This is a genomic window from Microcoleus sp. PH2017_24_DOB_U_A, from assembly GCF_020738205.1.
Lineage (GTDB): Bacteria > Cyanobacteriota > Cyanobacteriia > Cyanobacteriales > Microcoleaceae > Microcoleus.
The window spans coordinates 21,588-48,285 of sequence record NZ_JAEQCT010000056.1 but is presented as its reverse complement, the minus strand read 5'-3'; the positions used below and the strand labels follow the sequence as shown (position 1 = coordinate 48,285).

Here is a 26,698-nt window from a genome sequence, read left to right as displayed (position 1 = left end):
ATCATTCTACCGTTACCCAAAAAAGTTGGTAAAAAAATCGGTTGAAATCTGATTTTTTACCAAAATTGTAGCAGCAAAGAGAGAAGCAAAAAAAACTCCGGGAAGCAAAATCATGAAAAAACCTGTGATTGTTTGTATTGATGACGAAGCTGATGTTTTGAACAGTTTAAAGATTGAACTAAAAAAGGCGATCGGCGATCGGTGTATTATTGAAACAGCGCAAGGAGGAGAAGATGCTTTAGAGTTATTAACAGATTTACAGGCTGACGAACACGAAATAGCTTTAGTTGTTTCTGATTATATCATGCCGGATATCAAAGGAGACGAACTGCTCCAAATAATTCATGAACGATCGCCCAATACGCTGAAAATTATGCTGACCGGTCAAGCAGATTTGGAGGCAATCAGTCACGCTATCAAGTATGCCAAGCTGTACCGCTACATCCCCAAACCTTGGCAAAAGGAAGATTTGAAGTTAACAGTAGTCGAAGCAGTTCACAGCTATTTGCAAGACCAAAAGTTGGCTGATGAAGTTATTAAGGGGCGAGAAGCAAACAAGCAGTTGCAGATAGCCAACCAGGAATTGTCGGCAAGCGAAAGCCGATTGAATCAATTTTTAGCAGCTTTGCCTGTGGGGGTATCTGTTTACAATCCCGACGGCTCGATCGCCTATATCAATCATACCACCGAGCAGTTGCTGGATGCAGATACTGGGTTGGCAGACAGTATGCTAGGCAACAGTGTTGAACAATTAGTTGCAAGTTCTCAATTTTATGACGCCGAAAACGATCGGCTGTATTTCCCTGAAAATTTTCCGATCTTGCGGGCGCTGAGAGGGGAATATGTCAAGGTGAATGAAGTTGAAATCCTTCAATACGGGCTGACAATCACTCTAGAAATAAGTGCCAAACCTATTTTTGACAGCAACGGAAATATTGTTTTTGCGATCGCAGTTATTCAAGACATCAGCCAGCGCAAAGAATTAGAAAATTTCCTATCAAATTACCAGCGTACCTTAGAAGCTGAAATTGTAGAACGCACAGAACAATTGCAAAAAGCTGCCTTCGCCGCCGAAGCAGCAAACAGAGCGAAAAGTACCTTCCTTGCCAACATGAGTCACGAGTTGCGTACACCTCTCAATGCCATACTCGGCTTTACTCAAATCGTCGAACCCAGCCCGAATTTGACAGTAGACGACAGAGAAAATCTCAGAATTATTTATCGCAGCGGCGAACACTTGCTGACTTTAATTAATCAAGCTTTAGATTTGGCAAAAATCGAAGCGGGGCGGATGACACTTTTTCCGACTAACTTTGACCTTTACTGCTTGCTTGACGAATTGCAAGAAATGTTTGACCTGCGAGCAAAAAATCAAGATTTGCAGTTGATTTTCCAGCGCGATGCTGACATTCCGCAGTACGTGCGAACCGATGAAGTGAAGCTACGCCAGGTGCTAATCAATCTTCTGAGTAATGCGATGAAATTCACTCAAATCGGCGGGGTGTCAGTAAGAGTGCGCCGGAAGTTAGAAGGTATTTCAGCAGCGAATTCGATCGCAAATATAGCCAAAATAAGCGAGGAAGGGGAAATTGTCAGTCCCTTGAAAAATTCGACAGATTCAGATTTAGAAGCAAGCAATTATCCAGAAATTTCTATAATTTCCCGTCAGTCTGAAAGTAAAGTATTGGCAAAAACGGATAATTTAAATATTTCTAATTCTCTGTTTTTGGAGTTTGAAATAGAAGATACGGGAGTTGGTATTGCCCCAGAAGAAATGGGCAATCTTTTTCAAGCATTTGTGCAGACAGCATCTGGTCAAAAAGCTCAACAAGGTACTGGTTTGGGATTGACAATTAGCAACGAATTTGTACGGTTAATGGGTGGCGATCTAACTGTAGAAAGCCAGCTAGAACGGGGTACTATTTTTAGATTTGAGATTGAAGTTAGTGCAGTTGATTCCGCTGCAATTACTGTTCCAAAAAACATCCGTGAGGTGATTGGACTGGAACCAGATCAGCAATACTATCGAATTTTAGTTGTGGACGATCGCACAGACAACCGCAAACTGTTAGTCAAAATGCTTTCTGGCTTGGGTTTCGGAGTCGAAGAGGCTAGCAACGGCCGTGAAGCGGTAGAAATGTGGGAAAATTGGCAGCCGCACTTGATTTTGATGGATTTGCGAATGCCGGTGATGGACGGCTACGAAGCGACGATCGAAATTAGATCGAGGATACAGCGGAGAAAGGAAGAGGAACAAGGCGAGGGGAAGATGGATATTCCCAATCCTCAATTCCTGAACCCGAAGATTGTTGCTTTAACAGCTAGTACCCATGAAGATAAACGCTCTTTTTCTTTGTTGATGGGTTGTGATGACTTTATCAGAAAACCTTTCCGCAAAATGGATATATTTGATATGCTGAGCAAACATTTGGGGGTGAGTTATATTTATTCTGACTTGACAGGCTCTGATTCAATGGGCGATCGCAATAACCTATCAAATTCTTCTAATACTTTGTGTGCTTCTTTGCCCAACCTTCCCGCAGAATGGATAGATAATATGAGGCAGGTAATTCGCAGTGCTGATTTTGACTTAATTGGGATCACAATCGAGGAAATAAGGGCTGCTCATCCTGAATTTGCCGACATCCTTCAAGGTCATCTAGAGAATTTTGATTACCAAAAAATTCTCAACTTAATTCTCGAAGCAGAGAAATTCAATAGTACGGTTCATCAGTTGACAGTTGACAGTTGACAGTTGACAGCTACCTCTTCCGTCGATAGAAGAGGATTGGAACAATGAATCATTTTGTTTAATTTCCCCCTAAAAGGAAAGGCTTCAAACCCAATCTTTAGGCGTGAAGTTTGAAAAAAAAATATCTGGATGACTTATGGCTAAAAATAATAGATATAAGTGCTCGACTTTAGTGGTGGCAATATCAAAATTTTAGACTAGACTTGAATTGCAGTCATTCACAAACAATCTTGAAATCATCTGCATCGCTTACCAGTTTCTCTGTAAATCAAACCATGCAAAAGCTCTCAAATTTATCTGTGGTGTAAATCTCAAATCAACTTGCTGACCAAGAATTTCTTGATGGTACAAGCCCACGGATTTATCCGTGGAATTAATCCCAAATCGAAAATCTAAAATCCTCTCTTCCCCGGAATTTATCCGTGGGGTCAATCTAAAATCTAAAATCTAAAATCTAAAATCGATTGACTGGGGTGGTAAGGTAGTGAAACTGGCAAAAAAGCGAAACCAAACAACTATTTTTTGCCTTGGATAAGTAAATATTCAACAAAAAAAATGGCAAATAAATTTATGAAGAAACCTGTGATTGTTTGTATAGATGACGAGCCTGATGTTTTGGAAAGCTTAAAGATTGAGCTCAAAAAGGCGATCGGCGATCAGTGCATTATTGAAACGGCAGAAGGTGGAGAAGATGCTTTGGAATTGCTAGCAGATTTGCGGGCTGAGGAGCATGAAATAGCTTTGGTGCTTTCCGATTACATCATGCCGGATATTAAAGGGGACGAGCTGCTCAAACAAATTCACGAACAATCGCCCGATACCCTGACAATTATGCTGACGGGACAAGCCGATTTACAAGCTCTGAGCAACAGCATCAAGTATGCTAAGTTGTACAGATACATCCAGAAACCTTGGCAGGATGAAGATTTACAAATAACAGTGGTAGAAGCAGTACACAGTTATTTGCAAGACCAAAAATTAACAATTGAAACTATCAAGCGACAACAAGCCAACGAGGAGTTAAAGAGAGTCAATGCGGAGTTAGAGGTGGTAAACGCAGACTTGAAGCTAGCCAACGAGGAATTATCTGCGAGTGAAAGTCGGCTGAATCAATTTTTAGGAGCTTTGCCGGTGGGGGTATCTGTTTACAATCCCGATGGCTCGATCGCGTATTTGAATCATGCAGCGCAGGAATTGCTTGATTCACAAACTGTCCTCGCGAGGGCTGCCCAAACATGGCGTGGAATGGATCAATTTTATAACGGCGAGAGCGATCGCCTATATTTTCCTGAAAATTTTCCGATTTTACGGGCGCTGAGAGGGGAATCTGTCAAAGTTGATGATGTTGAAATCACTCAATACGGTTTGATAATTACTTTAGAGGTAACTGCTACGCCAATTTTTGACAGCAGCGGAAATGTTGTTTTTGCGATCGCAGCTATTCAAGACATCAGCGAGCGCAAAGAAGCAGAAAGAGTCCTAGCAAATTACCAGCGTACCTTAGAAGCTGAAATTGTGGAACGCACAGAACAACTGCAACAGGCTGCATTAGCTGCCCAAGCAGCAAACAGAGCGAAAAGTACGTTTCTCGCCAACATGAGCCACGAGTTGCGTACCCCCCTCAATGCCATACTCGGTTTTACTCAAATCGTCGAATCTAGCCCAAATCTAACAGCAGAAGACCGAGACAATATCAAAGTTATTCACCGCAGCGGCGAACACTTGCTGACTTTAATCAATCAAGCTTTAGACTTGGCAAAAATCGAAGCGGGCCGGATGATTGTTTTTCCGACAAACTTCAATCTCTACGACTTGCTTGACGAAATGGAAGATATGTTTCAACTACGAGCGAAAACTCAAGGTTTGCAGTTAGTTTTTCAGCGAAATACAGATGTTCCGCAGTACGTGCGAACTGATGAGGTAAAACTGCGCCAAGTGCTAATCAATCTCCTCAGTAATGCCATGAAATTTACCAGAGTTGGCGGGGTATCTGTAAGAGTGAGGCCTCTTAGGCAAGGCAGTTCGGCAGGGACAGATGTAGGGGATGTCATGGATGTAACAGATAGAAGTAATAGAGAAGAAGCAAGAGGACATGATTCAGAAGGCGAAATTGTCATTGCCGGTGAAAATCCTACAAATTTAGATGGTTCGACAAGTTACAGTCTGCCTGAGAGTGAAAAATTGACGGAGAATAATTTAGATTTGTCTGGTTCGTTGTTTCTGCAATTTGAAGTAGAAGATACAGGAAGTGGCATTTCTCCCGAAGAATTGGGCAAGGTTTTTCAAGCCTTCGTGCAAACAGAATCCGGTCAAAAAGCTCAAAAAGGGACGGGTTTAGGCTTGACGATCAGCAGCCAATTTGTACGGCTAATGGGCGGCAATATTACTGTGGAAAGCGAGCAAAATCGAGGTACGATTTTTAGATTTGAGATTGAAGTTGATGCAGTTGATGCCGCTTCGATTCCTACCCCGGAAATCAGCAGCCTGGTGATGGGAGTGGAACCAGATGGGCCATCCTACCGGATTTTAGTTGTGGACGATCGCAAAGACAACCGCCAACTTTTAGTTAAAATGCTTTCTCCCTTGGGTTTTGCAGTGAAACAGGCTAGCAACGGCCGTGAAGCGGTAGAAATCTGGGAAAACTGGCAGCCGCACTTAATCTTGATGGATTTGCAAATGCCGGTGATGGATGGCTGCGAAGCGACGATGGAAATTAGACTCAGGATACAGCAGAGACAGTCCAAGCAAGCAATGGGGGAGGAAATCAACGTCTCTGGTGTCGAACCTCTGATTCCGAAGATTATTGCTTTGACAGCTAGTACCATTGAAGGGAGGCGATCGTTTGCTTTATTCGTCGGCTGCGACGATTTTATTAACAAACCCTTCCGCAAAAATGATATCTTTGATACCCTTCACAAACATTTAGGGGTGAAGTATCTATACTCTAACTCAACGGATTTGATGTCAGCGGGCGATCGCCACAATCTATCTGACTCCCAGTCTAATGATGCGCTTGCTTATTTACCCATACTTCCCGCACAATGGATAGATCACATGAGGCAGGTAATCCGCAGTGCTGATTTTGACTTAATTGGGATAACAATCGAGGAAATAAGGGATGCTCATCCTGAATTTGCCGAAATCCTCCAGGGTCATCTCGGTAATTTTGATTACCAGAAAATTCTCAATTTAGTTGCCGAGGCGGAGGAATCTGATCGTGGAGATGAAGGCGGAACAAACTGAAAACTATCAAGCAGATATTTTAGTAGTTGACGATACGCCAGACAATCTGCGTTTGTTGATTAGAATCTTGCAAAAAAATGGCTATAAAGTTAGACCTGTTACTAATGGTTTTTCGGCTATAGATGCAATTCAGTCTAGCGTCCCAGATTTGATTTTGCTGGATATTATGATGCCGGATATTAACGGTTATGAATTATGTCAAAAACTAAAAGTACAACCGCAATTTAGCGAAATTCCCATCATTTTTATCAGCGCGTTAGAAGAAGGAATAGATAAGGCAAAAGCTTTTGAAGTAGGCGGAGCAGATTATATCACAAAACCTTTTCAGGTTAAAGAAGTATTGGCGCGAGTGAGCAATCAACTGACCGTGCGTTCTTTGCAAATGCAACTGCAAGAAAAAAATCAAAAATTGACCGATCAAAATGTCCAGTTGCACCAGGAAATTGCCGATCGCCGTCAGGTTGAAATGGAAACAAGATTGCTGCTGGAGGCAACTCAAGCTATTAGCAAATCTGACGATTTTGAGTCGGCTATAGATGTGATTTTAGGTTTAATTTGTCAAACTATTGAATGGAATCTGGGCGAAGCTTGGATTCCTAACAGTGACGGCGTTTTAAGATGTGCTAGAGGCAGGTACGTCAGCGATTTGAGTTTTGCCCAATTCAGACAGACAAGTTGGCAGCTAACTTTTGCTCCTGGTGCGGGACTCCCAGGGAGGATTTGGCAGTCGCAGCAGTCCGAATGGATCGAGGATGTTTCTACTGCACCGGAACAAGTGTTTCTGCGATCGGAAATTGCGGTAAATGTGGGATTGAGAGCGGCTTTTGGTTTGCCAATTTTGGCGGACAACCAAGTGTTAGCTATTTTGATTTTTTATCGCGAAAAAGTTCTGGAATCTCAGCCGCGTTTGCTGGAATTGGTGAGTGCGGTTGCTACGCAGCTCGGTTCGCTGATTCAGCGGAAACAAGCTGAAGCAGCGCTGAAATTGCAGCAAAAGCAAACAGAGAAATTGCTGCTGAATATTTTGCCTAAACCTATTGCTGAGCGCTTGCAAAAAGAGCAAAAGCTGATTGCGGATCATTTTGATGAGGTGACGGTATTGTTTGCTGATTTGGTTGGTTTTACAGAGTTTTCGGCTCACAAAAGTCCGACGCAGTTGGTAGAAATTTTGAATGGAATTTTCTCGGAGTTCGATCGGTTGTCTGAGTTGCACGGGTTGGAAAAGATTAAGACGATTGGGGATGCTTACATGGTGGTTGGGGGTTTGCCGACGGCGCGCCCGGATCACTCTGAGGCGATCGCACTTTTAGCTTTGGATATGCAGGTAGCTTTGAGAAAGTTTAATCTCAAAATTGGAGAAGGTTTTCAATTGCGGATCGGAATTCACAGCGGTTCGGTGGTGGCGGGCATTATTGGGATTAGCAAATTTAGCTATGATTTGTGGGGAGATACTGTGAATGTTGCTTCGCGGATGGAGTCGAACGGATTGCCGGGTAAAATTCAAGTGACGGCGAAGACTTACGAGCGTTTGAAAGAGCAGTTTATTTTTGAAGAACGGGGGCCTATCACGGTTAAAGGTAAAGGAACAATGCTGACTTACTGGTTGCTCGAAGAACAAACTCAATCTATTTAGGTTTGAGATGTCAATTTCAATTAATATTAAAATTAGATCTAAATCGCACTTTCTGGAGGACTCATCCTTTGCAAACAGTTGAAACAAAATCGCCGACAGCATTGAAAAGAGTCCTAGTTGTTTTAATATCGCTGGTAGCTGTAGCGGTACTGGCGATCGCAACTTTTACCCTAATTCCCGGAGAAAAAACCATGTTTGCTGGAAAAAGACCTACTAATATCGGCATTGTATCAGGAAAACTGGCAGCGTGTCCTGCTTCCCCCAACTGCGTCAGCAGCTTCAGTCAAGATGCCGAGCACCAAATTGAGCCTTTGGCTTACACTTCGTCGCCTGCTGAGGCTATGGCTAAGCTCAAAGGGGCGATCGAGTCCTCGGGCAAAACTAAAATTATCACCGCAACCGATAATTACCTGTATGCGGAGTTCACCAGTGCTTTGATGGGCTTTGTGGATGATGTGGAATTTTTGGTAGATGATGGGGCAAAGGTGATTCACGTGCGATCGGCTTCGCGTCTGGGACAGTCGGATTTAGGAGTTAACCGCAAACGCATAGAAATTATCAGAGCTCAACTAAATCCACTCTAAACTTAAAATTTATAGCTTTCCTGAAGCCTCTCTCCTGCAACATTCTGAAACTACAGGTACGTTGTTGGGCTTTAGCCCTCTTTAGACATATATAAAGAGGGCCGGGGCCCAACAACGTACCTAATTTTTATTTCGTTCCTCGCCATGACACTAGCCCTAACTGAACCGTATTGTGACTCAATCAGGTATTGAATAGCTGAGTGCGCTAGCACCGACACCGCGCTGTATTCCTATAGTATTAAACGCCCTATATTGAACAGTTCAGACTTTAGGGAGAGGGAAGTTAAGCCATTAATTTCTACTATTAATTTAAGTAGTAGAGCGACGAGGAAAAAACACATGGCACTTCAAAGAATTGCAGATTTTGAGCCTAATTATAAGGAAGAAATATTTGCTGGAGACGACATCAAGGGATTTGATGTTTATGCCGGCGACTCTGACGAAAAAGTAGGCACCGTTTATGACGCATTGGTTGATGAAACTGGCCGTTTTCGCTATCTGGTAGTTGATACCGGTATTTGGATTTTTGGTAAAAAAGTATTGCTGCCGATCGGTTCGGCCCGCTTCGACTACGGAGCCCATCGCGTCTACGCCACAGGCCTTCGCAGCAAAGCTCAAGCAGAACAATTGCCGGCTTACAATGAAATGGAACCCCTAGATTACGATCGCGAAGAACAAGTAAGAGGCGTCTACCGCAATCCAGGCACAGCAGCGACAAGCACTGCAACTCCTGCTAGCTACGATCGCAGCAGCTACAGCTACGATATCGATCGCCCCCTCTACGAAACCAACGAACAGAACCACCAAAATCTCAAGCTTTATGAAGAACGCTTGATTGCCAACAAAAACCGCGCCAAAACAGGTGAAGTAGCAGTTGGTAAGCGGGTGGAAACTGAAACAGCAAGAGCTTCAGTACCCATTGAAAAAGAACGAGTCGTAATCGAGCGAGTCACACCAGTCGAAGCTGGTAGAGTAGTTTCAGTCGGCGAGGCTGACTTCCAATCAGGGGAAGTTGCACGCATCGAAGTCTACGAAGAAACGGCCGACATTCACAAGGAAGCCTACGTGCGCGAAGAAGTCAACGTCAGAAAAGAAGTTGTTCGCAGCACGGTTGACGGGGAAGAAACCTTGCGCCGTGAAGAATTAGACATTCAGACTGACGGAACTCCGGTTGTAGATAATAAAACTATCTAAACCAACCGCAGGAAGTCTTGAATAGGAATTACGCATTAATCACATAATTCTCTCACCGCACAGGCTCGCACTTGGCGATCGCGCAATTCCTAGATGACGCAATACGCTTCAGTTAAGCCCGATTCCCCCTTAAGAAGGGGGGGAAAAGAGTATTCTTCAAGTCCCCCTTTTTAAGGGGGATTTAGGGGGATCTCCGAGGACTCAACAGTTTTAACCCAAGCGTATTCCTATATAACGGCGGGTGGAGTGCGAAACTTGCCGGTTTTGGCCAAAGTTTATGCACTTTCCCCGCCTTTACCAGAAAGAATTGGTTGAAAGCCCCAAGCTTTTTCGGGAGAAATTAAAATCAGACTATTCATTACTCCAATCCTCTGACTTCTAGGTAGAGGTCGGTTTCCTTCGGTCAACTGTCAACTGTCAACTGTCAACTGTCAACTGTTGAACAATTCGCCCCAATTCATAATAAAAATCCCTAAGCAGGAAAGTTTTAAAAATGAACGGTCAAGCATCAGCCGAAAAAGTAGCCACAGCCAAATCAAATACCCGTCTCAACCGGGTGCCGGAAAAAGTCAGGACTAAGCTAAAAAGTTTTACAGTAAAAGACAACCAAGGTCACTTGGTAGGCAAAATCAAAGATGTCTATTTCGATCCTAACGGTCAGCTAAACTTTGTGGTATCAGGGCTAGGTCGCGAAAACCCCCGCATTTTTTTAGTAAGTATCAAGCTGCTCAAAAAAGTAGATTATCATCAAAAGACTCTGTTTGTAAGTATTAAGTCCGATGCAGTCGATCTGCTGCCCGGAATTGGGGGAACGGCAGAGTATGAGTATTTAGGAAAATCCTCAGAACAGCTTGATGAAGTGAGCAATAGCGAGTCAACTAATCCCTCAACAGTTATGTCAAATCTAACAGATGCCGATCGCCAAAATGAACATTTAGAGACCGATGAGGATGACGAAAACTTGGATATTGTCGATCGAGAAGTAATTCGCCTGCTAGAAGAACGATTGGTAATCAATCGCAGCAAGCGCAAAGTCGGCGAAGTCATAGTCCGCAAAGAAATTGAGACTCGGATGGTACAAGTGCCGATCCAGTGGGAAAAGTTGATTGTCGAACAAGTCGGCGACGATCCGAAGGTTTTGGCAGAGATAGATTTGGGCGAGGGAAACATCACCGGTATAGATTTGGCAGAGATTAAGAGCGATCGCCAGGAACCGACAGTTAAGGCAGAATTTACGTCTGTGCAGAAAGCTAGCAAGATCTTAAATGCGATCGCCTCTCAACCCCGCCACGGTTGCGTCAAAGTCCGCCTAGAAATAGTTTTGGAAGACAAGCAACTTGAGGATACGTACCAAAAATGGATGACGGAAAGCCACTCAGATAAGTGAGGTACGTTGTTGGGCTTAAGCCCTCTTATACTTATCGTGTAGTAAACGGGGTCGCATCAAAAACTCCATTTACAGTCATACCTCATCTTTCGTTATAAATGTTATATATAAAGAGCGCTCAAGCGCAACTACGTACCTATTGTCTTAAGCAAACGGTATTGTCTTATATATAGCCTTTCTCAAAAAGATGAGGTATGACTGACAGCTTACATAACCCTTAAACGTATAGGGCCTTCTTCCCAACAACGTCCGCGAATCTTTCGCTTGATCCGCTATATATATGCAAGAGCGCTGAAGCGCAACTACGTACCTATTGAAAAATTTCATCGGGTTCACAAATATCTCTACTCTAATATCCGCCGGAACTCTGCAAACCCCCCTGGTCTGGATTTTTTAATTTTGAGCGATCGGCAAATCGACAAAATCTTACCAAATTGCGGTAAAATTGTGCTAGTCAAATTTAGAAATATTTGAAAATGCCCAGCACCATCTCCGACATTAATGTAAAAACGATCGCAGGCGCAGACAAGCAGCTAGGAGAGTACGCTGGCCAGGTACTCTTGATAGTTAACGTAGCTTCCAAATGCGGCTATACACCTCAGTACAAAGGACTCGAAGAATTGAGCCAGAAGTACGGCGCCGCCGGACTCCGCGTTTTAGGATTTCCCTGCAACGACTTCGGAGCTCAAGAACCCGGAAGCAACGCAGAAATCGTCAATTTCTGCACTACAAAATACGGTGTCAGCTTTGAATTATTTGACAAAGTAAGCGCTAAAGGCAGCCAGCAGCACCCCCTGTACGCTAAGCTTACGAATGCAGTCGATCCAAAAGGTGAGGTTTCCTGGAATTTTGAAAAATTCTTAGTTAGCAAACAGGGTGAAGTGGTTGCCAGATTCCGCAGCAGCGTGGGCCCAGATTCGCCGGAATTGATCGCTGCGATCGATCGAGAATTGGCAAAATAAGCAGTTCGCCAACGGATTTTTTAACCGATGTAACGGATGGATGTTTAGTTATTGTAGGGTGCGTCAGGGCTAAATGTTTTGCATACAGACTAACAATTTTCTCCCTGATACCAATTTTTTATGAGGCTGCTCCCGAATCTGATCCCCCCTAACCCCCCTTAATAAGGGGGGGACTGGAATCTTCTCAAAGTCCCCCTTCTTAAGGGGGATTTAGGGGGATCGGAATATGTGCAACTTCACATTAAATTGGTATGACGCACCCTACGGTTAATTAGCTTGTTTTTTCTTCTCTTCCTCATTGTTGAGAAGCAATCAACAATTAACAAATACCGGTGATTGGATTTAATTGGAGAACGTTTTAATTTAATGGAAAATACATCGGGATTAGATTTAGCCGTAGGTTTACTGGCGTTCGCGATTCTGGGAGGCGGGCTGGCCATGCTATTTGTAGGTATGGCATCGTTCCCTAAAGAAAAGTAACAATAATTGAGATTAAGTCCTCACGATCAAACTTTAAATGGGTTCGTAGTGAGGACTTCAGTCCTTATAGAACCCATTTGACATCTTTGAGTTTTTGGGTTTGGTGACTAGAAATATAGACAGAAACCAGTTTCTGAGATTTACGCTAATGTCGAGAAACCGGGTTTCTACGAGTTTTTGGGTTGGGTGACGAGAAATATAGAGAGAAACCCGGTTTCTCAGATTTACGCAAAATAGATCTCAAATGGGTTCTATAGAAATCTGAGGACTGAAGTCCGAACGATCGAACTCTGAGGAAATTTAACATCATCCAATTTTAACAGTAGCAATTGACAACCATGCAAACTACCGAAAGCACCGTCAAAATTGCCTTGGCGCCGGGGAACTTGCGCCGGGTTCACCATATCGCTTTAAACGTGCGCGATATGAAAGCTTCCTGCCACTTCTACGGTACAATTCTCGGCTTACACGAACTCACAGGTGCAGAAATTCCCGCAAGTTTAACCGAAATGGTGGCTGCTGGTAAAGTCGCTAATTTCATCACTCCAGACGGGACTGTGATTGACTTATTTTGGCAGCCAGATTTGGAACCGCCAAACCCAGATCCCCAAAAGGCTTTTACTCGCGCTAACCACTTGGCCTTTGACATCGATCGCGATTTGTTCGATCGCGCTCTGGAAGTGCTAAAGTCTAATGAAATTGCGATCGACAGCGGCCCCGTCACCCGCGCTACAGGACGCGGCATTTACTTTTACGATCCCGACGGATTTATCATCGAAATCCGCTGCGATGCAGTGGATGGGGAGGGTCGGCACGGGGGCACGACCCCTACATTTACTCTCCAATAATTATTGTGGAACAGGCAGGAAAGCCTGTTCAAGACTGGCTTTTAGGTGCGCGGTGCACACCCTACATTTACTACATTTAGAGTTGTTTCACTTGCCGTCTTTGCTAATAGGTTGCTTAGGCCAAGTAAACCGAAAAATTGCTCCCTCACCTTCGGCAGATTCCAGAGAAATAGTGCCGCCTTGAGATTCGACAATCTTCTTCACTAGCGACAAACCAATCCCAGTATTTTCAACTTTATCGCGAGCTTCCAAGGTCTGAAAAATCACAAAAACTTTATCGTGATATTGAGGAGCAATCCCCGGCCCGTCATCAGCTACAGCAAACTCGTAAAAATTCTCTAACTCCTTAAACGATATGTTTACGTAGCCGGATTCATTTCTATTGTGTTTAATGGCGTTGCTAATTAAATTAGAAAAAACTTGCTGCAACGGCAATCTTTCAGTCACAAAAGTTGGCATTCCCGGTTCAACTTTTACATCAAATCCTGACGGCGGCGCCAACGAATCAATAATTTCTGCTAATAACTTCTCAACTTTTACAGTTTCTGAAGCCAGTTGAATGCGTCCGACGCGGGAATATTGCAGCAGTCCCTCAATCAATGATTCCATACGGTGAGCTCTGCCGCGCAGCAGGTTCATTTGGTGCAGAGTATCCTCTGTCATCGAATCGCTGAGGTCTTCTTCTATCCAACTGCTGAGATTTGCGATCGCCCTAAGCGGCGCTTTCAAATCGTGAGAAACTACATAAGCAAACTGGTCTAATTCTTGATTCCGCTTTCTCAACACACTTGTCGTTTGAGCCAGCGAGTTCGCCGTCCACCTCAATTCTTCAGCGTGCAACCGCAACGATTCCTCAGCTTGTTTGCGTTCCCTAATATCTTCTACCACACCCATCAGCAATTGAGTGCCATTTTGTTCTTGCAGCAGCGAAACCGTCAAGTTGACCCACACTAACTCTCCGTCTTTGCAGACATAGCGCTTTTCTATACAGTAATTATCAATTTCTTCTGCTAATAATTGGCCTAAAAGTTCCAGTTCGTTTCCTAAATCTTCTCCAAAAGTAATATTCTGAAAATTTTTAGCCATCAATTCTTGACGGCTGTAGCCGACAATTTCGCAAAGTTTTTGATTAACTAACAGCAACTTGCCATCCACACTCGCTTGAGCCATGCCGACTGCGGCTTGTTCAAAAGTATCGCGAAACCGCTGCGCGCTTTCGGCTAAAGCTCTTTCTGAGCGCTTGCGATCGCTAATATCGTTGCTAATTTCCAAAATAGCCTGGGGTCGATCTCGATCGTCGCGCTGCAAAGTCCACCGACTCGCCACCGTAATTTTTGTGCCGTCTTCCTTGGTACGCACCAGTTCCCCTTGCCAATATCCCCGCTCGAAAAACACTTTTTGAATTTCGTCAAAACGCTGCCTCCATTCTGTATGCAAAAGCTCGTGAATATTTTTTCCTATTGCTTGCGAATTCCGCCACCCGTAGAGCCACTTCGCCCCCAAATTCCAATAAGAAATCACCCCGTTCAAGTCGAGTACCGCGATCGTATCGTTCGCAAAATCCAGCATTTGCGCTTGCTTGCGGAGAGTCTCCTCAGCTTGTTTCCGTCCTCCCACATCGCGGCAAATCGCAACAAACAAGCATTGATTTGCCAGACGCATTTCGCTGATGGCCAACTCCATCGGAAACTTGATGCCGTCGCTGCGAATTCCGACAGTTTCTTGCTGGTAAGTCTTCAGTTTAGCATCGGGATTTAAGACAAAATATTCGATCGCATAATCTCCCGCGCTGCTGTCTGGCTGCGGTTGAGCTATCAGTTGGCGCAGGTTCGAGCCAATTGTGCGATCGGCTTTTTCGCCAAAAATCCGTTCTGCTGCCGCATTAAAAGACTCAATATTGCCCGATTCATCTAAAGTAATAATCCCATCAGCCGCATTGTCTACCACAGCTTGAATGCGAGTTTTACTTTCTTGCAAGCCTGCTTGCCGCTTCCTCAATTCCTGGTCTAAACTATGAAATAAATACCAGGAAGCTGCTCCACCCAGACAGCCGACAAGCAAACCAGCAAATTGCAGGAAATTAATTAAATCTACCAATTCACGTACTCGTTCCTCTAAAGCCTTCTGGTAGGCTTGGCTGGCATCAGCAAACGCATCAATTTTTTCGCGCAGCTTATCCATCTTCAATTTATCTCGAGCTAACACCTGAATTATTTCCGGCGACTGCACTTTTGTTGCCGCACTATCGAGCTTATTCAGAGTGTTTTGCAATAAAATTATTTGCTGTTCGGTACTTTTTTGAATTTCTGCAAATCCCTGATCTGGCAGTTGATTTTCTGCCACCGCAATTTCGAGTTGAGCCAGCAGCGGAGGCAAACTCTTCTTTGCTTCTAAATATGGTGCTAGAAAATCGCGGCGCTTCGTCAACCCGTAACCCCGAATGCCCGTTTCCGCATCCACCACAGTGGTTAACAAGCGGTTGGTTCCGTGAAGTATTTCCTTATGAGTATCTGCTCGCTTTCTTATCTGTATTGCACTATCCCGGAGTCCTGCAATTGCGATCAGCGAAGCAAACAGACAAATCACGGGGATAGCAACGATGACTGTTCCCCGCTGGCGAATTGGTCGGTCTGTCCATACAAAGTGGACGAAGCGATCGAGCAAATACTTCACGGATATTGTGAGGAGAAAGTTTGCTGCCAGTATATCGCTTTTTGGCAATTTATGCTATGGAACAGCTTGTTTTTTTTATGTTTGGCGATCGCCCGGGCGTAACCGTAGAAACTAGATTATGCCCCGGCGATGGCTAGCTACTGACAGTGACAGAAGATTTTTTAGCAAGGTTTTTAAGCCCAAGCAAGGAGAAGGAAAAGCGTTTTTTCGGCAGCGAGATAGCAGGCACAGCAGAAACACTTGTTTCTACTTTACTTTCCTGTTCGCTTTCGGCTTTGGGTTTCAAACTAGAGTCTGTTTCGCAAACATTCTGAACTGCTGGAACTACAGTCCATTTGCCTGTAGTGGGATCGCGATAAGAAGTGAAAGGATTTATTTTTAGCGGTTGACTGCAAGGTTTAATCATCTCGATGCACTCCTTTAATTTTGAGAACTTGTGCACTGCTGTCGGTGGCATTGCTATCTCGGCAGTAGAGGCCGCAGTTTGAAGGTTCAAGGGAGAAGGCAAAAAGCCGAATTGTGTTTCTGGGTTCTTATGCCTTTGATAATTCCTGATTTCCTGTTAACTTTTGCCTTCTACTGGTTAGCGACGATAGCATTACTTTTACCAAATTGCCTTTGTATAAGCAATACCCCCACCCCCCCCCTGTGGCAGGTTGAGGTGCGGATTTTAAATGCAGGAAGGCGCTATATTCTGGTTGTGGCACAAGTTTGGGATAATAAAAGTATTCTAGGCTGGGAAAAAATGCGACTGTGTGATCGGCAACAGAGGTCGATCGCGATCGGTATCACAATTAACAGGGAATTGGTTATTGGTTATTGGTTATTGGTTATTGGTTGTTGGTTATTGGTTGTTGGTTATTGGTTGTTGGTTATTGGTTATTGGTTATTGGTTGTTGGTTATTGGTTATTGGTTGTTGGTTATTGGTTGTTGGTTATTGGTTGTTGGTTATTGGTTGTTGGTTATTGGTTGTTAGTAATGGCGAATTATTGCATCTTTTACCCATCCGTTAAATCTGTTAAATCCCCATCGCATGGGGAGCATCTCAGTTTTGCAAGAAACATTTTTTATCTTTCGTGCTGTCCCCGCACAGCAAAGCTTATACACGCACGCGAGCGGGGACGCTCGCACTATAAATAATGCAAAACTGAGATGCTCTCCATCGCGTGCTCGTTGCCTTCTTCCTTCTCCCTTCTCCCTTCTGACAACTGTCAACTGTCAACTGTCAACTGTCAACTGTCAACTGTCAACTGTCAACTGTCAACTGTCAACTGTCAACTGTCAACTGACAACTGTCAACTGTCAACTGTCAACTGTCAACTGTCAACTTTGACCTTTAATTGAACAATAAAAGTAGAGCCAACACCTAACTGACTCTCAAGAGTGATATCGCCGCCCATCATCTGGCAAAACAAGCGGCTAATCGCCAATCCCAAACCAGTGCCTCCGTACTTGCGAGTAGTCGAAGCATCCCCTTGCATAAAAGGTTGAAACAAACCCTGCTGCTGTTGTTCAGACATTCCAATCCCCGTATCAGATACCTGCAAATAAACCCAATCGCTATCGCCTGCTGGCTCGCGAGTGGCGCCCAGCAGCACCGTTCCACCTTCGGTAAACTTGAGGGCATTTGAGAGCAAATTAAACAAAATTTGCCTGACTTTAGTTAAATCTGCATACATTACTCCCAAATTTGGAGAGCAAGAAACTTCTAATTGATTGTGATTTTTTTCAACTAAAGGGTGCAAAGTTGCAACAACTTCTTCTATTAAATTGCCGAGGTCAAATTCTTCTAAGTAAACCTCCATCCGACCGGCTTCTATCTTAGAAAGGTCGAGAATATCGTTAATTAAAGTCAGCAAGTGTTTGCCGGCGTTACGAATTTTTTGGGTATCGGGGATGAAGTCATCGAGTCCGGAGTCCAGTGCTTCTTCTTCTAGCATTTCGCTGTAACCGATAATGGCGTTGAGCGGCGTTCGCAGTTCGTGGCTCATATTGGCTAAAAAAGTGCTTTTAGCTCTGGAAGCTGCTTCTGCTTTGTGTAAGGCTTCTTGCAAGGCGATTTCGGCTCTTTTACGATCGGCAATTTCGCTGCGGAGCAGTTGATTGGTGGCGGTGATTTGAGCGGTGCGCTGATCGACGGTCATTTCTAGCTGCGCTTTGGCTTTGGAGAGTGCTTCCTGAGCTCGCTGGCGTTCAAATCCTTCGATCGCCAGCGCGACTAAATTTGCTAAAGAATCGGCGAAGGTGCGCTCCTCCAGAGCCCACTGGCGGGGCGCGCCGATATGTTCTAGAGAGAGGATGCCCACGATCTGGCCGCCGAGCCTAATTGCTACATTTAAGATCGATGAATTTGGCTTGCTCTTATTCGGCAGCACACCGGAATGTTCGGCGATCGATGATAAGTGGCACAAGTTTGTTTCGATCGAGTTTTGAGTGTGCGGCGCCGGTTCTAAACCATTGTCTTCAGCTAGATTTTCGCCCGGCGCGTCGTTTTCTATATCTAAAATTGAAAATTTTAAATCGCTTGCTGATATGCACTGGCGGCTCAAATGATGCTCGTGAGTGCGATCGTACAAGTCGAGACAAACTAATTTGAGGTTGGGGATTTTAAATTGAGAATGATTGACTGACTCGTTATCGTTTCGGGGGGCCGCCTCTGTATCGAGAGATTCTTTTTGGTTGCGGGCGATCGCTCTGTGGGTAAAATTTAGCTGAGGATCGATCGGGTAGCCAGTTCCCAATCTGTCGTGGTTGTAAAGCCAGACGCTGACTTTTTCCACCTCCAAAGTGCGCGCAGCAGCCTCAGTAATTTCGCGAATTCCCACAGTCAGCGCACCGCTGTTGAGAGTCCTCTGCCGCCCTAGCTGCAACAGGGCCAGACTCTGCCGCCGGAGCCGCTTTTCGCTCTCTTGGAGAATGTTTTCTGCTTGCTTGCGCTGAGTGAGATCGTACAAGGCGCACAATGCCGTCGGCTGACTCTTAAACTGGAGGGACTGAACCGAGAGAATTGCCCAGAAAGGGGTTCCGTCTGATTTTTTGCAGTGGAGTTCGTAGTTTTGCAGGTATCCGTCTTGGGCGAGGGCTTCGAGTACCTTTGGGCGATCGGCGGGGTTGAGGTAAAAGTCTGGGGTACAGCAGCCGATCAATTCTTCTAGGGGTATGTTTAGCAGAGAAGCCAATTGAGCGTTTGCATACAAAATTAAGCCGTCCGAGAGACGAGAAACCAATACCGGAACGGGAGTTGCCGAGGCGATCGCCCGAAACTGCTGTTCGCTTTCGCGCACGGCCAACTGAGCTTGAGAGAGCAAGTGAGCTTCCATCGTATCCGAATGTTGGGTGGTAGTCTCCAGCAAGATTTCTAGATCGGACTTTTCGCGTTTCAAGTTTTCTAGTTCCGCACTCAGTCGCTGAACGTCCAAAAGTAGCTGTTCTCTCGATGGTTCTTCCTGCATAGCAATTGAAAATTGGTAATTTTTAGTCTGAGAGGGAAGTTTTTTACAGTTTGGTGCTAACTTAACTATGACTTATTCGCATTAACTTCAGGTGCTCTCATCCTGGTTCCCCAAGGCGGGATAGGTGAACACCTTTACCTTGTGCGATTTACCGAAAATCTGGGTTTAAAGCCCCGTCATAAGCTTGACGGCTACCAACGGTAGAATGCGGGTTCTGGGTTCCAGTATCTGTGAAATATTAACGGTAGAATGAGGCTTTGGGTCGCTGCTCAAAAAACAGTCCGGGGTATTGATATAGGCAAGTGTAATATAAGATAGGAGGTAAGACAATGCTAGTTTTTGAGTTCAAAACATATGGGAAATCCAGTCAGTTCGCGGCAGTAGATGAAGCAATTCGTACTGCCAAATTCATTCGCAATAGTTGTATACGCTATTGGATGGATAATCAAAAGGTTGGTCAGAACGATCTACAAAAATACTGCGCTGTACTGGCTAAAGAATTCCCATTTGCTTCAGAACTCAACTCAATGGCTAGACAAGCTAGCGCAGAGAGAGCATGGTCTTCTATCTCCCGATTCTACGATAACTGTAAACGGAAAGTTACGGGTAAAAAAGGGTTTCCACAATTTCAGAAAGATTGTCGTTCTGTTGAATACAAGACATCTGGTTGGCAACTTGCTTCGGACAGAAAATCCATAACTTTTAGTGACAAAAAAGGAATTGGAAGGTTAAAACTGAAAGGGACGCGGGATCTAAACTTCTATCAAATTAGCCAGATTAAACGGGTGAGATTGGTAAAAAGGGCGGATGGTATATACGTTCAGTTCTGTATTGATTTTAACCGAACGGAGAATACAAAACCAACCGGAAATACCATAGGTCTAGACGTTGGTTTAAAGGAATACTACACCGACTCTAACGGATTGATGGTTGGAAATCCTAAGTTCCTCCTCCGGAGTGAAAAAGTTCTTAAACGTTCAGGGCGACGTGTCTCTAGAAAGGCAAAAAATTCAAAAAATAGAGGCAAGGCTAGACAGATTCTAGGTAAGCGACACCTCAAAATAAGTAGGCAACGTAAAGACCACGCTGTAAAGTTAGCGCGGTGCGTAGTTCAGTCCAACGACTTGATAGCTTACGTAGGCGCTTCGCCGTGCCGAAGGCAGATTTGAGAATCAAAAACATGGTGAAGAATCACTGTCTGGCTAAGTCTATTAACGACGCATCTTGGTATCAATTTCGTGTCTGGCTTGAATACTTTGGCAAAGTATTTGAGAGGGTAACGGTGGCGGTAAGTCCGCAATATACCAGCCAAGAATGCTCCCTTTGCGGTGTAATTGTGAAGAAAACGCTATCTACTAGGACGCACGTCTGTAAGTGCGGTTGTGTAATGGATAGAGACGAAAACGCAGCTAGAATCATCCTGAGTCGAGGATTAGGTACGGTAGGGCATACCGGAACCTTTGCACTTGATGCAAGCAACGCTTTAGGAGATGAAGCCTCTACTCTTGTTGGAGAAATCCTGCTCGAGCAAGCTACATCGTAGATTAAAGAATCCCGCGGTACGGCCGGGGAGTGTCAATAATCCAATTCTAAGTGTAAGGAAGGCATCAGCCGCTGCAAGTTCTTGAGCGATTTTCCCTGCCATGGTATCTGTTTTGAGCCTTGTATGCTGATTTGAATATTTTTTAGCTGGCGCACTTTGATCACAAATTTTGATATAATGTTAATTCCTGAACTATTTAAAAATTCTAGTTTTCGCAAGTCTAGAGTAATCATATTAGGCGAGGAGTCCGTCACTTCGTTGAGCAGATCGACGATCGGCGCGTATTCTTCCATCTGGCTGATGCGAAACGAGCCGCAGCAGGTAACTGTTTGGGTAGCGCGATCGTACTCAATGCTGTAATCTTTGGTCTCAATATCCATACTTTTGTCACTTGTCGGTTATGAACGGTAAAGGGGCTTTGGCTGCGGGAGCGAGGATGGAGAGTCAGTCTATGTTAGATTTAAAAATTGAAGAATGAGAGATTTACCAAAAGATTGGGTCTAAAGCCCCGTCCTTATAGGACGGCTTTAATTGCGGGTGTAAAGATTCATAAATCAGTTTATTTATACTCACAATAGTTTATAAACATGATAAAATAGTTCCATGATTGTACTAGAGTTTAGGTTGAAAGGCAACCCACAGCAATACCGAGTCATCGACGAGATGATCCGCACAGCTCAGTTTGTCCGAAACAAAGCTCTTAGATATTGGATCGACAATCAGGGAGTCAAACTACTTGACCTCTACAAACAATGCGCCATCATGGCGAAAGAGTTTGAATGGGCAGGAAAACTTAACTCAATGGCGCGTCAAGCGATGGCCCAACGTGCCATTTTTGCTATTCAACGTTTCTTCTCTAATTGTAAAGCTAAGAAGCCAGGAAAAAAGGGATATCCGCAATTCAAAAAGCACACTCGTTCCGTAGAGTATAAGACATCAGGTTGGAAGCTTTCTACCGATAAAAGATGTCTGACTTTTACGGACGGTTTTGCTGCGGGAACATTCAGGTTGCTCGGTAGTCGAGACTTGCATTTCTACTCACCCAAGGAAATCAAACGAGTTAGGGTAATTCGTCGTGCCGATGGTTACTACACTCAGTTTTGTATAAATGTAGAGCGGACAGAATCAGTGATTCCGACTGGTAAAGCTATTGGGATAGATGTGGGATTAAACCATTTCTATACCGATAGTAGTGGGGAGACCATGACAAATCCTCGGCATCTTCGTAAAAGTGAAAAAGCTTTAAAGCGGTTGCAGAAACGAGTTTCACGGAAAAAGAAAGGTTCTGGTAATCGAAAGAAAGCAATCAATAAGCTAGGTAGAAAACACTTGAAAGTTAGTAGGCAGCGCAAAGACTTCGCCATTAAGACGGCGTTGTACGTGGTGAAATCTAGCGATTTCGTAGCTTACGAAGACCTTCAGGTGAGAAATATGGTGAAAAACCATAAACTTGCGTTGGGAATTAGCGATGCAGCGTGGTCACAGACTTGATCATTATTTGCAATACTTTGGAAAAGTGTATGGTAAAACAGTAGTTGCTGTAGCACCTGGGTACACTTCCCAAGATTGCTCAAGTTGTGGAAATCGTGTCCAGAAGTCGCTATCCGTCAGAACTCATATTTGCCTGTGTGGCACGGTGTTAGACCGCGACCATAATGCAGCTTTGAATATCCTAGCGAAGGGATTAAAGCAATCAGGAATTATTTTAAATACGGTGGGGCACACCGGAATTAACGCTTGGGGACAGACCGACCTCTACTCGTTGGTGGTGGCATCAACGAGCAAGTTGACTGATTGATCCAAGAATCCCCGTGCGTTCACGCCGGGGAGTGTCAATACTCCACAGATGAATCTGGGAGCAGAGGAACCTGATTCTAAAATTTGGGGCGACTGGCGACTCCTGTCGGGGAATTCTATCCGTGTTTGGGCGGGGGGCACGCTGGCACGATCCAAACTGGGCCGTTTGCCTTTGTTTGTGTAACTTGCACTGGATATACTGCCAACTGTATCATTGTCAGAGGGCAGTTAGGAGTGTTTTTGGGGATTGATCTGTTGCGAGGCAATTTGAAATAAATCATCCAACTGTAGACCAGCTCTAAACCCTGGTAGTCATCAATTATTCCCAATCTCAAATCTTCTATACTACTATGCAAAACTTGTATAAGTTGTCAATCATAAATTCGGGGGAAGAGAGGATTTTCGATTTTCGATTTGGGATTGATTCCACGGATAAATCACGTGGCGGGTACCACAGGTCGAAATTCGCTTGTCAAGGTTGATGAGACCTGGTTTTGCTGAAGCTCTGCGATCGATCGCTTCTGTTTTTTCGATCGAGTTGCCATTGACAAAATCACCAAAATGTGAGAGATATTTCATATCTGGTACAGCAGTGAGTTGGAGAATATTTAATGGCAACTTCAGAAATTACAGAAAAGCTTTTGGCTGCTAAAAAAGCTAAGGGAATTAGTTTTGCCGAGTTGGAAAAAGTTTTGGGTCGCGACGAAGTTTGGATTGCGGCGGTTTTTTACCGTCAAGCTACCGCATCGTTGGATGAAGCCGAAAAAATTGTCTCGGCTTTGGGATTGGATGGCGAGACGGCTGCGGTGCTGTGCGAACCTCCGTTAAAAGGTTCTTTGGATGCAGCAGTTCCGGTTGACCCGTTGATTTATCGCTTCTATGAAATTATGCAGGTGTACGGGATGCCGCTCAAAGCAGTGATCCACGAAAAATTTGGTGACGGGATTATGAGCGCGATCGACTTTAGTTTGGATGTCGAGAAAGAAATAGACCCAAAAGGCGATCGAGTGAAAATAATTATGTCGGGAAAATTTTTGGAATACAAAAAATGGTAAGCCAGTTTGGTTTCGGCAGAAGGCTTGCTTTCGGGACTTATGTAGAAGGCCTTGCCTTCGTCAGAATTTTTTATTATTCCCAAGGACTAAGGTAATATAGGGGTATGAAGCGGTCGGACTATGCCAAGAAAGCAGGAGTTTCCTATAATACTGCTCGCAGATGGTGGAAATCTGGTCAGAGCGAGGGCGATCGGCAAGGAAAACCGAGAAGTGAATTTTAGAGTTGCAGTCGAGTTCAGCTAGCAAAGGAGAAGAAGAATGAGATTGGTAGAGCGTCACATTATTGATAAAAGTCACAGTTTCTCTAAGGAGTGCGACGATTTAGCATGGCGTTCCAAAAATCTCTACAACTATTGTAATTACTTAGTGAGGCAGTCTTTTGTTTTAGAGAATACTTATCTTGATAATTGCCAAATCTATCATGAAGTTAAATCTCATGAATCCTACAAGGCGCTTCCTGCCAAAGTCAGCAATCAAGTCCTGATTAGTCTGCATCGAAACTGGAAGTCATTTTTTGAGGCTATGAAGGAATGGAAACAAAATCCAGGCAAGTTTTTGGGCAAACCTAAATTGCCGAAGTACAAAGATAAGCTCAAAGGACGTTTCTGCGTTGTCTATGAGAAAGGAGCGATTAGCAAGCCTGCATTAGTCAAGGGATTAGTAAAGCTTTCCAAGACAAGCATTGAATTTCCCACTAAATGTCAAAATGTTCAACAGATTAGAATCATCCCGCAATCAGGTCAGTATGTCATCGAGGTAGTCTATGAAATAGCATCAAAGCTTAACCAGTTAAACTTCCAGCATATTGCAGCAATTGATATTGGAGTCAGTAACTTAGCGGCAGTAACTTCAAATCAGAAAGGGTTTAATCCTTTATTGATTAACGGCAAGCCACTCAAAGCACTCAACCAGCACTACAACAAGCAGAAAGCTAAGCTGCAATCTCTGCTCAAAGGTAAAGCTCAAACATCAAAGCGAATTCAGCAATTATCCGCTAAGAGAAACAATCAAGTTGATGGTTACTTGCATAAGGCTTCTCGCTTAATCATTAATTATCTGCTCCCGAATGAAATAGGAACGCTGGTTATCGGTAAGAATGATTTATGGAAGCAGGAGTCGAGTCTGGGAAGAAGAAACAATCAACAATTTGTTTCTATTCCTCATGCAAAGTTTGTGGAGATGCTGACTTACAAAGCTGAGTTAGTTGGAATTAAAGTAATTCTCACCGAAGAAAGCTACACTAGCAAATCAAGTTTCTTAGATAATGACCCAATCCCAACTTATGGAAAGAAGGACTCAGCACTCAAGTTCAGTGGACGTAGGATAAAGAGAGGACTCTACAAGTCAGCAGACGGAACAATAATCAATGCTGACGTAAATGGTTCTTATAACATACTCAGGAAAGTATTCCCAACAGCACTTGTGTATAGGGATAGTGGGTGTGCAGTTCGCCCGATTCGGATAACACCGAATGAATTTAAAAAAGCATGACAGGATATTTGTCCATGTTTTTGCTAACTGTTAACTTAGAAATAGAGTCCGCGAAGCTTGACTGGTTTTGGTGTCAGATCGGGAAACCTTTCTAGGGCTGAGCACTCGATCGAGCCCGCTGCAACTTCCCCAGTCAAAACAAACAACCGCAACCGTAAAGTAAGAGGCTAAATATGTCAAAATATGACTCCCATCTCAGATGCTCCTTTTGCGGTAAGTCGCAGGAGTACGTCCGCAAGTTAATAGCTGGGCCCGGCGTCTACATTTGCGATGAATGCGTGGAATTGTGCAATGAAATTTTAGAGGAGGAGTTCTTTGACTCTAGCAAAACAATTGGTCAACAGATTCCCCAGTCAGAGGTGCGAGAGTCTCAGGGACAAGGATCGAAACGCCAGAGTCGATCGAGCAAATCGAAAATTGTTCTAGCTCAAATTCCCAAACCCACAGAAATTAAACAGCATTTAGACAACCACGTCATCGGCCAGCACTCAGCCAAAAAAGTCCTTTCTGTAGCAGTTTACAACCATTACAAGCGCTTGAGCGTAGACCAAGCCAAAGACAGCGGCAAGTCTTCCCCCGACAGCGATGTCGAACTGCAAAAATCCAACATCATGCTAGTCGGGCCGACAGGTTGCGGCAAAACCTTGTTAGCGCAAAGTTTGGCACAAATGCTCGAAGTTCCCTTTGCGGTAGCTGACGCGACGACGCTGACAGAAGCTGGATATGTCGGCGACGATGTAGAAAATATTTTGCTGCGGCTGTTGCAAATGTCAGATTTTGATGTGGAATCTGCACAGCGCGGGATTATTTATATTGATGAAATTGACAAGATTGCTCGCAAAAGCGAAAACACTTCGATCACGCGGGATGTATCGGGAGAAGGAGTGCAGCAAGCGCTACTAAAAATGTTGGAAGGAACGGTGGTTAATGTGCCTCCGCAAGGCGGTCGCAAACATCCTTACCAAGATTTTATTCAAGTTGACACGAGCAAGATTCTATTTATTTGTGGCGGTGCTTTTGTCGGTTTAGAAAAAATAGTAGAACAGCGTTTGGGTAAAAAATCTTTGGGCTTTATTCAGCCAACAGAAAGCGACAGCAACTCGACTTTGCCGGCAAAGGATAAGCGGGCGGCTGATATTTTGCAGCAGGTACAGCCGGATGATTTGGTTAAGTTTGGTTTGATTCCTGAGTTTGTCGGGCGGATTCCGGTGGTGACGGTGATTTCGCCGCTGGATGAGGCGGCTTTGATGCAGATTTTGACTGAGCCCCGGAATGCGCTGGTGAAGCAGTATCAGAAGCTGTTGAAGATGGATAGCGTGGAGTTGGAATTTGAGCCGGATGCGCTGCGGGCGATCGCCCAGGAGGCCTACCGTCGCAAAACCGGCGCGAGAGCTCTCCGCAGCATTTTGGAGGAGTTGATGCTGGATGTGATGTACGAGTTGCCTTCTCGCAAGGATGTGGCTCAGTGTACGATTACGAAGGAAATGGTCGAGAAGCGATCGACTGCCGAGTTGCTGTGGCATCCCGCATGGCGGCAACAGCACGAAACAGCTTAATTTGTAGTTTGTAGGGTGCTTGTGGCGCACCCTACAAGCTTGGCAAA

Annotated in this window: 18 protein-coding genes and 2 pseudogenes; 15 read left to right on the top strand and 5 right to left on the bottom strand. The window is 44.4% G+C overall.

The features are described 5' to 3' along the window. Positions 1–112 precede the first annotated feature (112 nt). From JGK07_RS16965 to JGK07_RS16925, 9 genes are all read left to right on the top strand, one after another. Positions 113–2,752 carry a response regulator gene (locus JGK07_RS16965; protein WP_293181209.1) on the top strand — a complete coding sequence of 880 codons (2,640 nt, stop codon included), beginning with the start codon at positions 113–115 and terminating at the stop codon, positions 2,750–2,752. 555 nt (positions 2,753–3,307) lie between these two features. Continuing rightward, positions 3,308–5,995, top strand: coding sequence for a response regulator (locus tag JGK07_RS16960; protein ID WP_293181212.1), 2,688 nt, complete (start codon positions 3,308–3,310; stop codon positions 5,993–5,995). Next, on the top strand, positions 5,970–7,628 hold the full coding sequence (locus JGK07_RS16955; RefSeq protein ID WP_293181216.1) for an adenylate/guanylate cyclase domain-containing protein: 1,659 nt from the start codon (positions 5,970–5,972) through the stop codon (positions 7,626–7,628). Before JGK07_RS16960 ends, JGK07_RS16955 begins: the two co-directional genes overlap by 26 nt. 68 nt (positions 7,629–7,696) lie before the next feature. Then, positions 7,697–8,212: a DUF1499 domain-containing protein gene (locus JGK07_RS16950; RefSeq protein WP_293225020.1), complete on the top strand. Its 516-nt coding sequence runs from the start codon at positions 7,697–7,699 to the stop codon at positions 8,210–8,212. A 339-nt stretch (positions 8,213–8,551) separates the two neighbouring features. Further along, positions 8,552–9,406, top strand: a complete 855-nt coding sequence (locus JGK07_RS16945) for a DUF2382 domain-containing protein (RefSeq protein ID WP_293181222.1) — start codon at positions 8,552–8,554, stop codon at positions 9,404–9,406. 493 nt (positions 9,407–9,899) lie between these two features. Next, entirely contained in the window at positions 9,900–10,793 is an 894-nt protein-coding gene (locus JGK07_RS16940) for a DUF2382 domain-containing protein (protein ID WP_293181225.1), read from the top strand. A gap of 476 nt (positions 10,794–11,269) precedes the next feature. Next, positions 11,270–11,755 (top strand): glutathione peroxidase, encoded by a 486-nt coding sequence (locus JGK07_RS16935; RefSeq protein ID WP_293181228.1) that lies wholly within the window; start codon positions 11,270–11,272, stop codon positions 11,753–11,755. A gap of 336 nt (positions 11,756–12,091) precedes the next feature. After that, entirely contained in the window at positions 12,092–12,235 is a 144-nt protein-coding gene (locus JGK07_RS16930; protein WP_293181231.1) for a hypothetical protein, read from the top strand. A 338-nt stretch (positions 12,236–12,573) separates the two neighbouring features. Then, complete coding sequence (locus JGK07_RS16925) at positions 12,574–13,083, top strand: VOC family protein (RefSeq protein WP_293204968.1); 510 nt, start codon at positions 12,574–12,576, stop codon at positions 13,081–13,083. An 87-nt stretch (positions 13,084–13,170) separates the two neighbouring features. Here the strand turns inward: JGK07_RS16925 and JGK07_RS16920 are convergent, their stop codons facing one another. Then, positions 13,171–15,804, bottom strand: coding sequence for a PAS domain S-box protein (locus JGK07_RS16920; protein WP_293225018.1), 2,634 nt, complete (start codon positions 15,802–15,804; stop codon positions 13,171–13,173). An 85-nt stretch (positions 15,805–15,889) separates the two neighbouring features. Beyond that, positions 15,890–16,213 (bottom strand): hypothetical protein, encoded by a 324-nt coding sequence (locus JGK07_RS16915; RefSeq protein WP_293181240.1) that lies wholly within the window; start codon positions 16,211–16,213, stop codon positions 15,890–15,892. Positions 16,214–16,291: 78 nt separating this feature from the next. On the opposite strand from JGK07_RS16915, the gene JGK07_RS16910 reads away from it, so the two are divergent. Continuing rightward, positions 16,292–16,897 (top strand): hypothetical protein, encoded by a 606-nt coding sequence (locus tag JGK07_RS16910; RefSeq protein ID WP_293181243.1) that lies wholly within the window; start codon positions 16,292–16,294, stop codon positions 16,895–16,897. Between the two features lie 176 nt (positions 16,898–17,073). Here the strand turns inward: JGK07_RS16910 and JGK07_RS16905 are convergent, their stop codons facing one another. After that, complete coding sequence (locus JGK07_RS16905) at positions 17,074–19,209, bottom strand: ATP-binding protein (RefSeq protein WP_293192290.1); 2,136 nt, start codon at positions 19,207–19,209, stop codon at positions 17,074–17,076. Between the two features lie 329 nt (positions 19,210–19,538). On the opposite strand from JGK07_RS16905, the pseudogene JGK07_RS16900 reads away from it, so the two are divergent. Then, positions 19,539–20,752: pseudogene (locus JGK07_RS16900) on the top strand (transposase). A 32-nt stretch (positions 20,753–20,784) separates the two neighbouring features. Here the strand turns inward: JGK07_RS16900 and JGK07_RS16895 are convergent. Further along, entirely contained in the window at positions 20,785–21,132 is a 348-nt protein-coding gene (locus JGK07_RS16895; RefSeq protein ID WP_293181249.1) for a hypothetical protein, read from the bottom strand. Between the two features lie 223 nt (positions 21,133–21,355). On the opposite strand from JGK07_RS16895, the pseudogene JGK07_RS16890 reads away from it, so the two are divergent. Continuing rightward, positions 21,356–22,550: pseudogene (locus tag JGK07_RS16890) on the top strand (transposase). Positions 22,551–22,924: 374 nt separating this feature from the next. Here the strand turns inward: JGK07_RS16890 and JGK07_RS16885 are convergent. Further along, complete coding sequence (locus JGK07_RS16885; RefSeq protein WP_293216658.1) at positions 22,925–23,167, bottom strand: hypothetical protein; 243 nt, start codon at positions 23,165–23,167, stop codon at positions 22,925–22,927. Here JGK07_RS16885 and cynS point away from each other — a divergent pair. The 3 genes from cynS (at position 23,161) to clpX (ending at position 26,651) form a co-directional block, all read left to right on the top strand. Then, positions 23,161–23,604 carry a cyanase gene (gene cynS / locus JGK07_RS16880; RefSeq protein WP_293181252.1) on the top strand — a complete coding sequence of 148 codons (444 nt, stop codon included), beginning with the start codon at positions 23,161–23,163 and terminating at the stop codon, positions 23,602–23,604. The genes JGK07_RS16885 and cynS overlap by 7 nt on opposite strands. A 258-nt stretch (positions 23,605–23,862) precedes the next feature. After that, positions 23,863–25,095, top strand: a complete 1,233-nt coding sequence (locus JGK07_RS16875) for a transposase (protein WP_293181255.1) — start codon at positions 23,863–23,865, stop codon at positions 25,093–25,095. A 173-nt stretch (positions 25,096–25,268) separates the two neighbouring features. Continuing rightward, complete coding sequence (gene clpX, locus JGK07_RS16870; RefSeq protein WP_293181258.1) at positions 25,269–26,651, top strand: ATP-dependent protease ATP-binding subunit ClpX; 1,383 nt, start codon at positions 25,269–25,271, stop codon at positions 26,649–26,651. Positions 26,652–26,698: the final 47 nt, after the last annotated feature.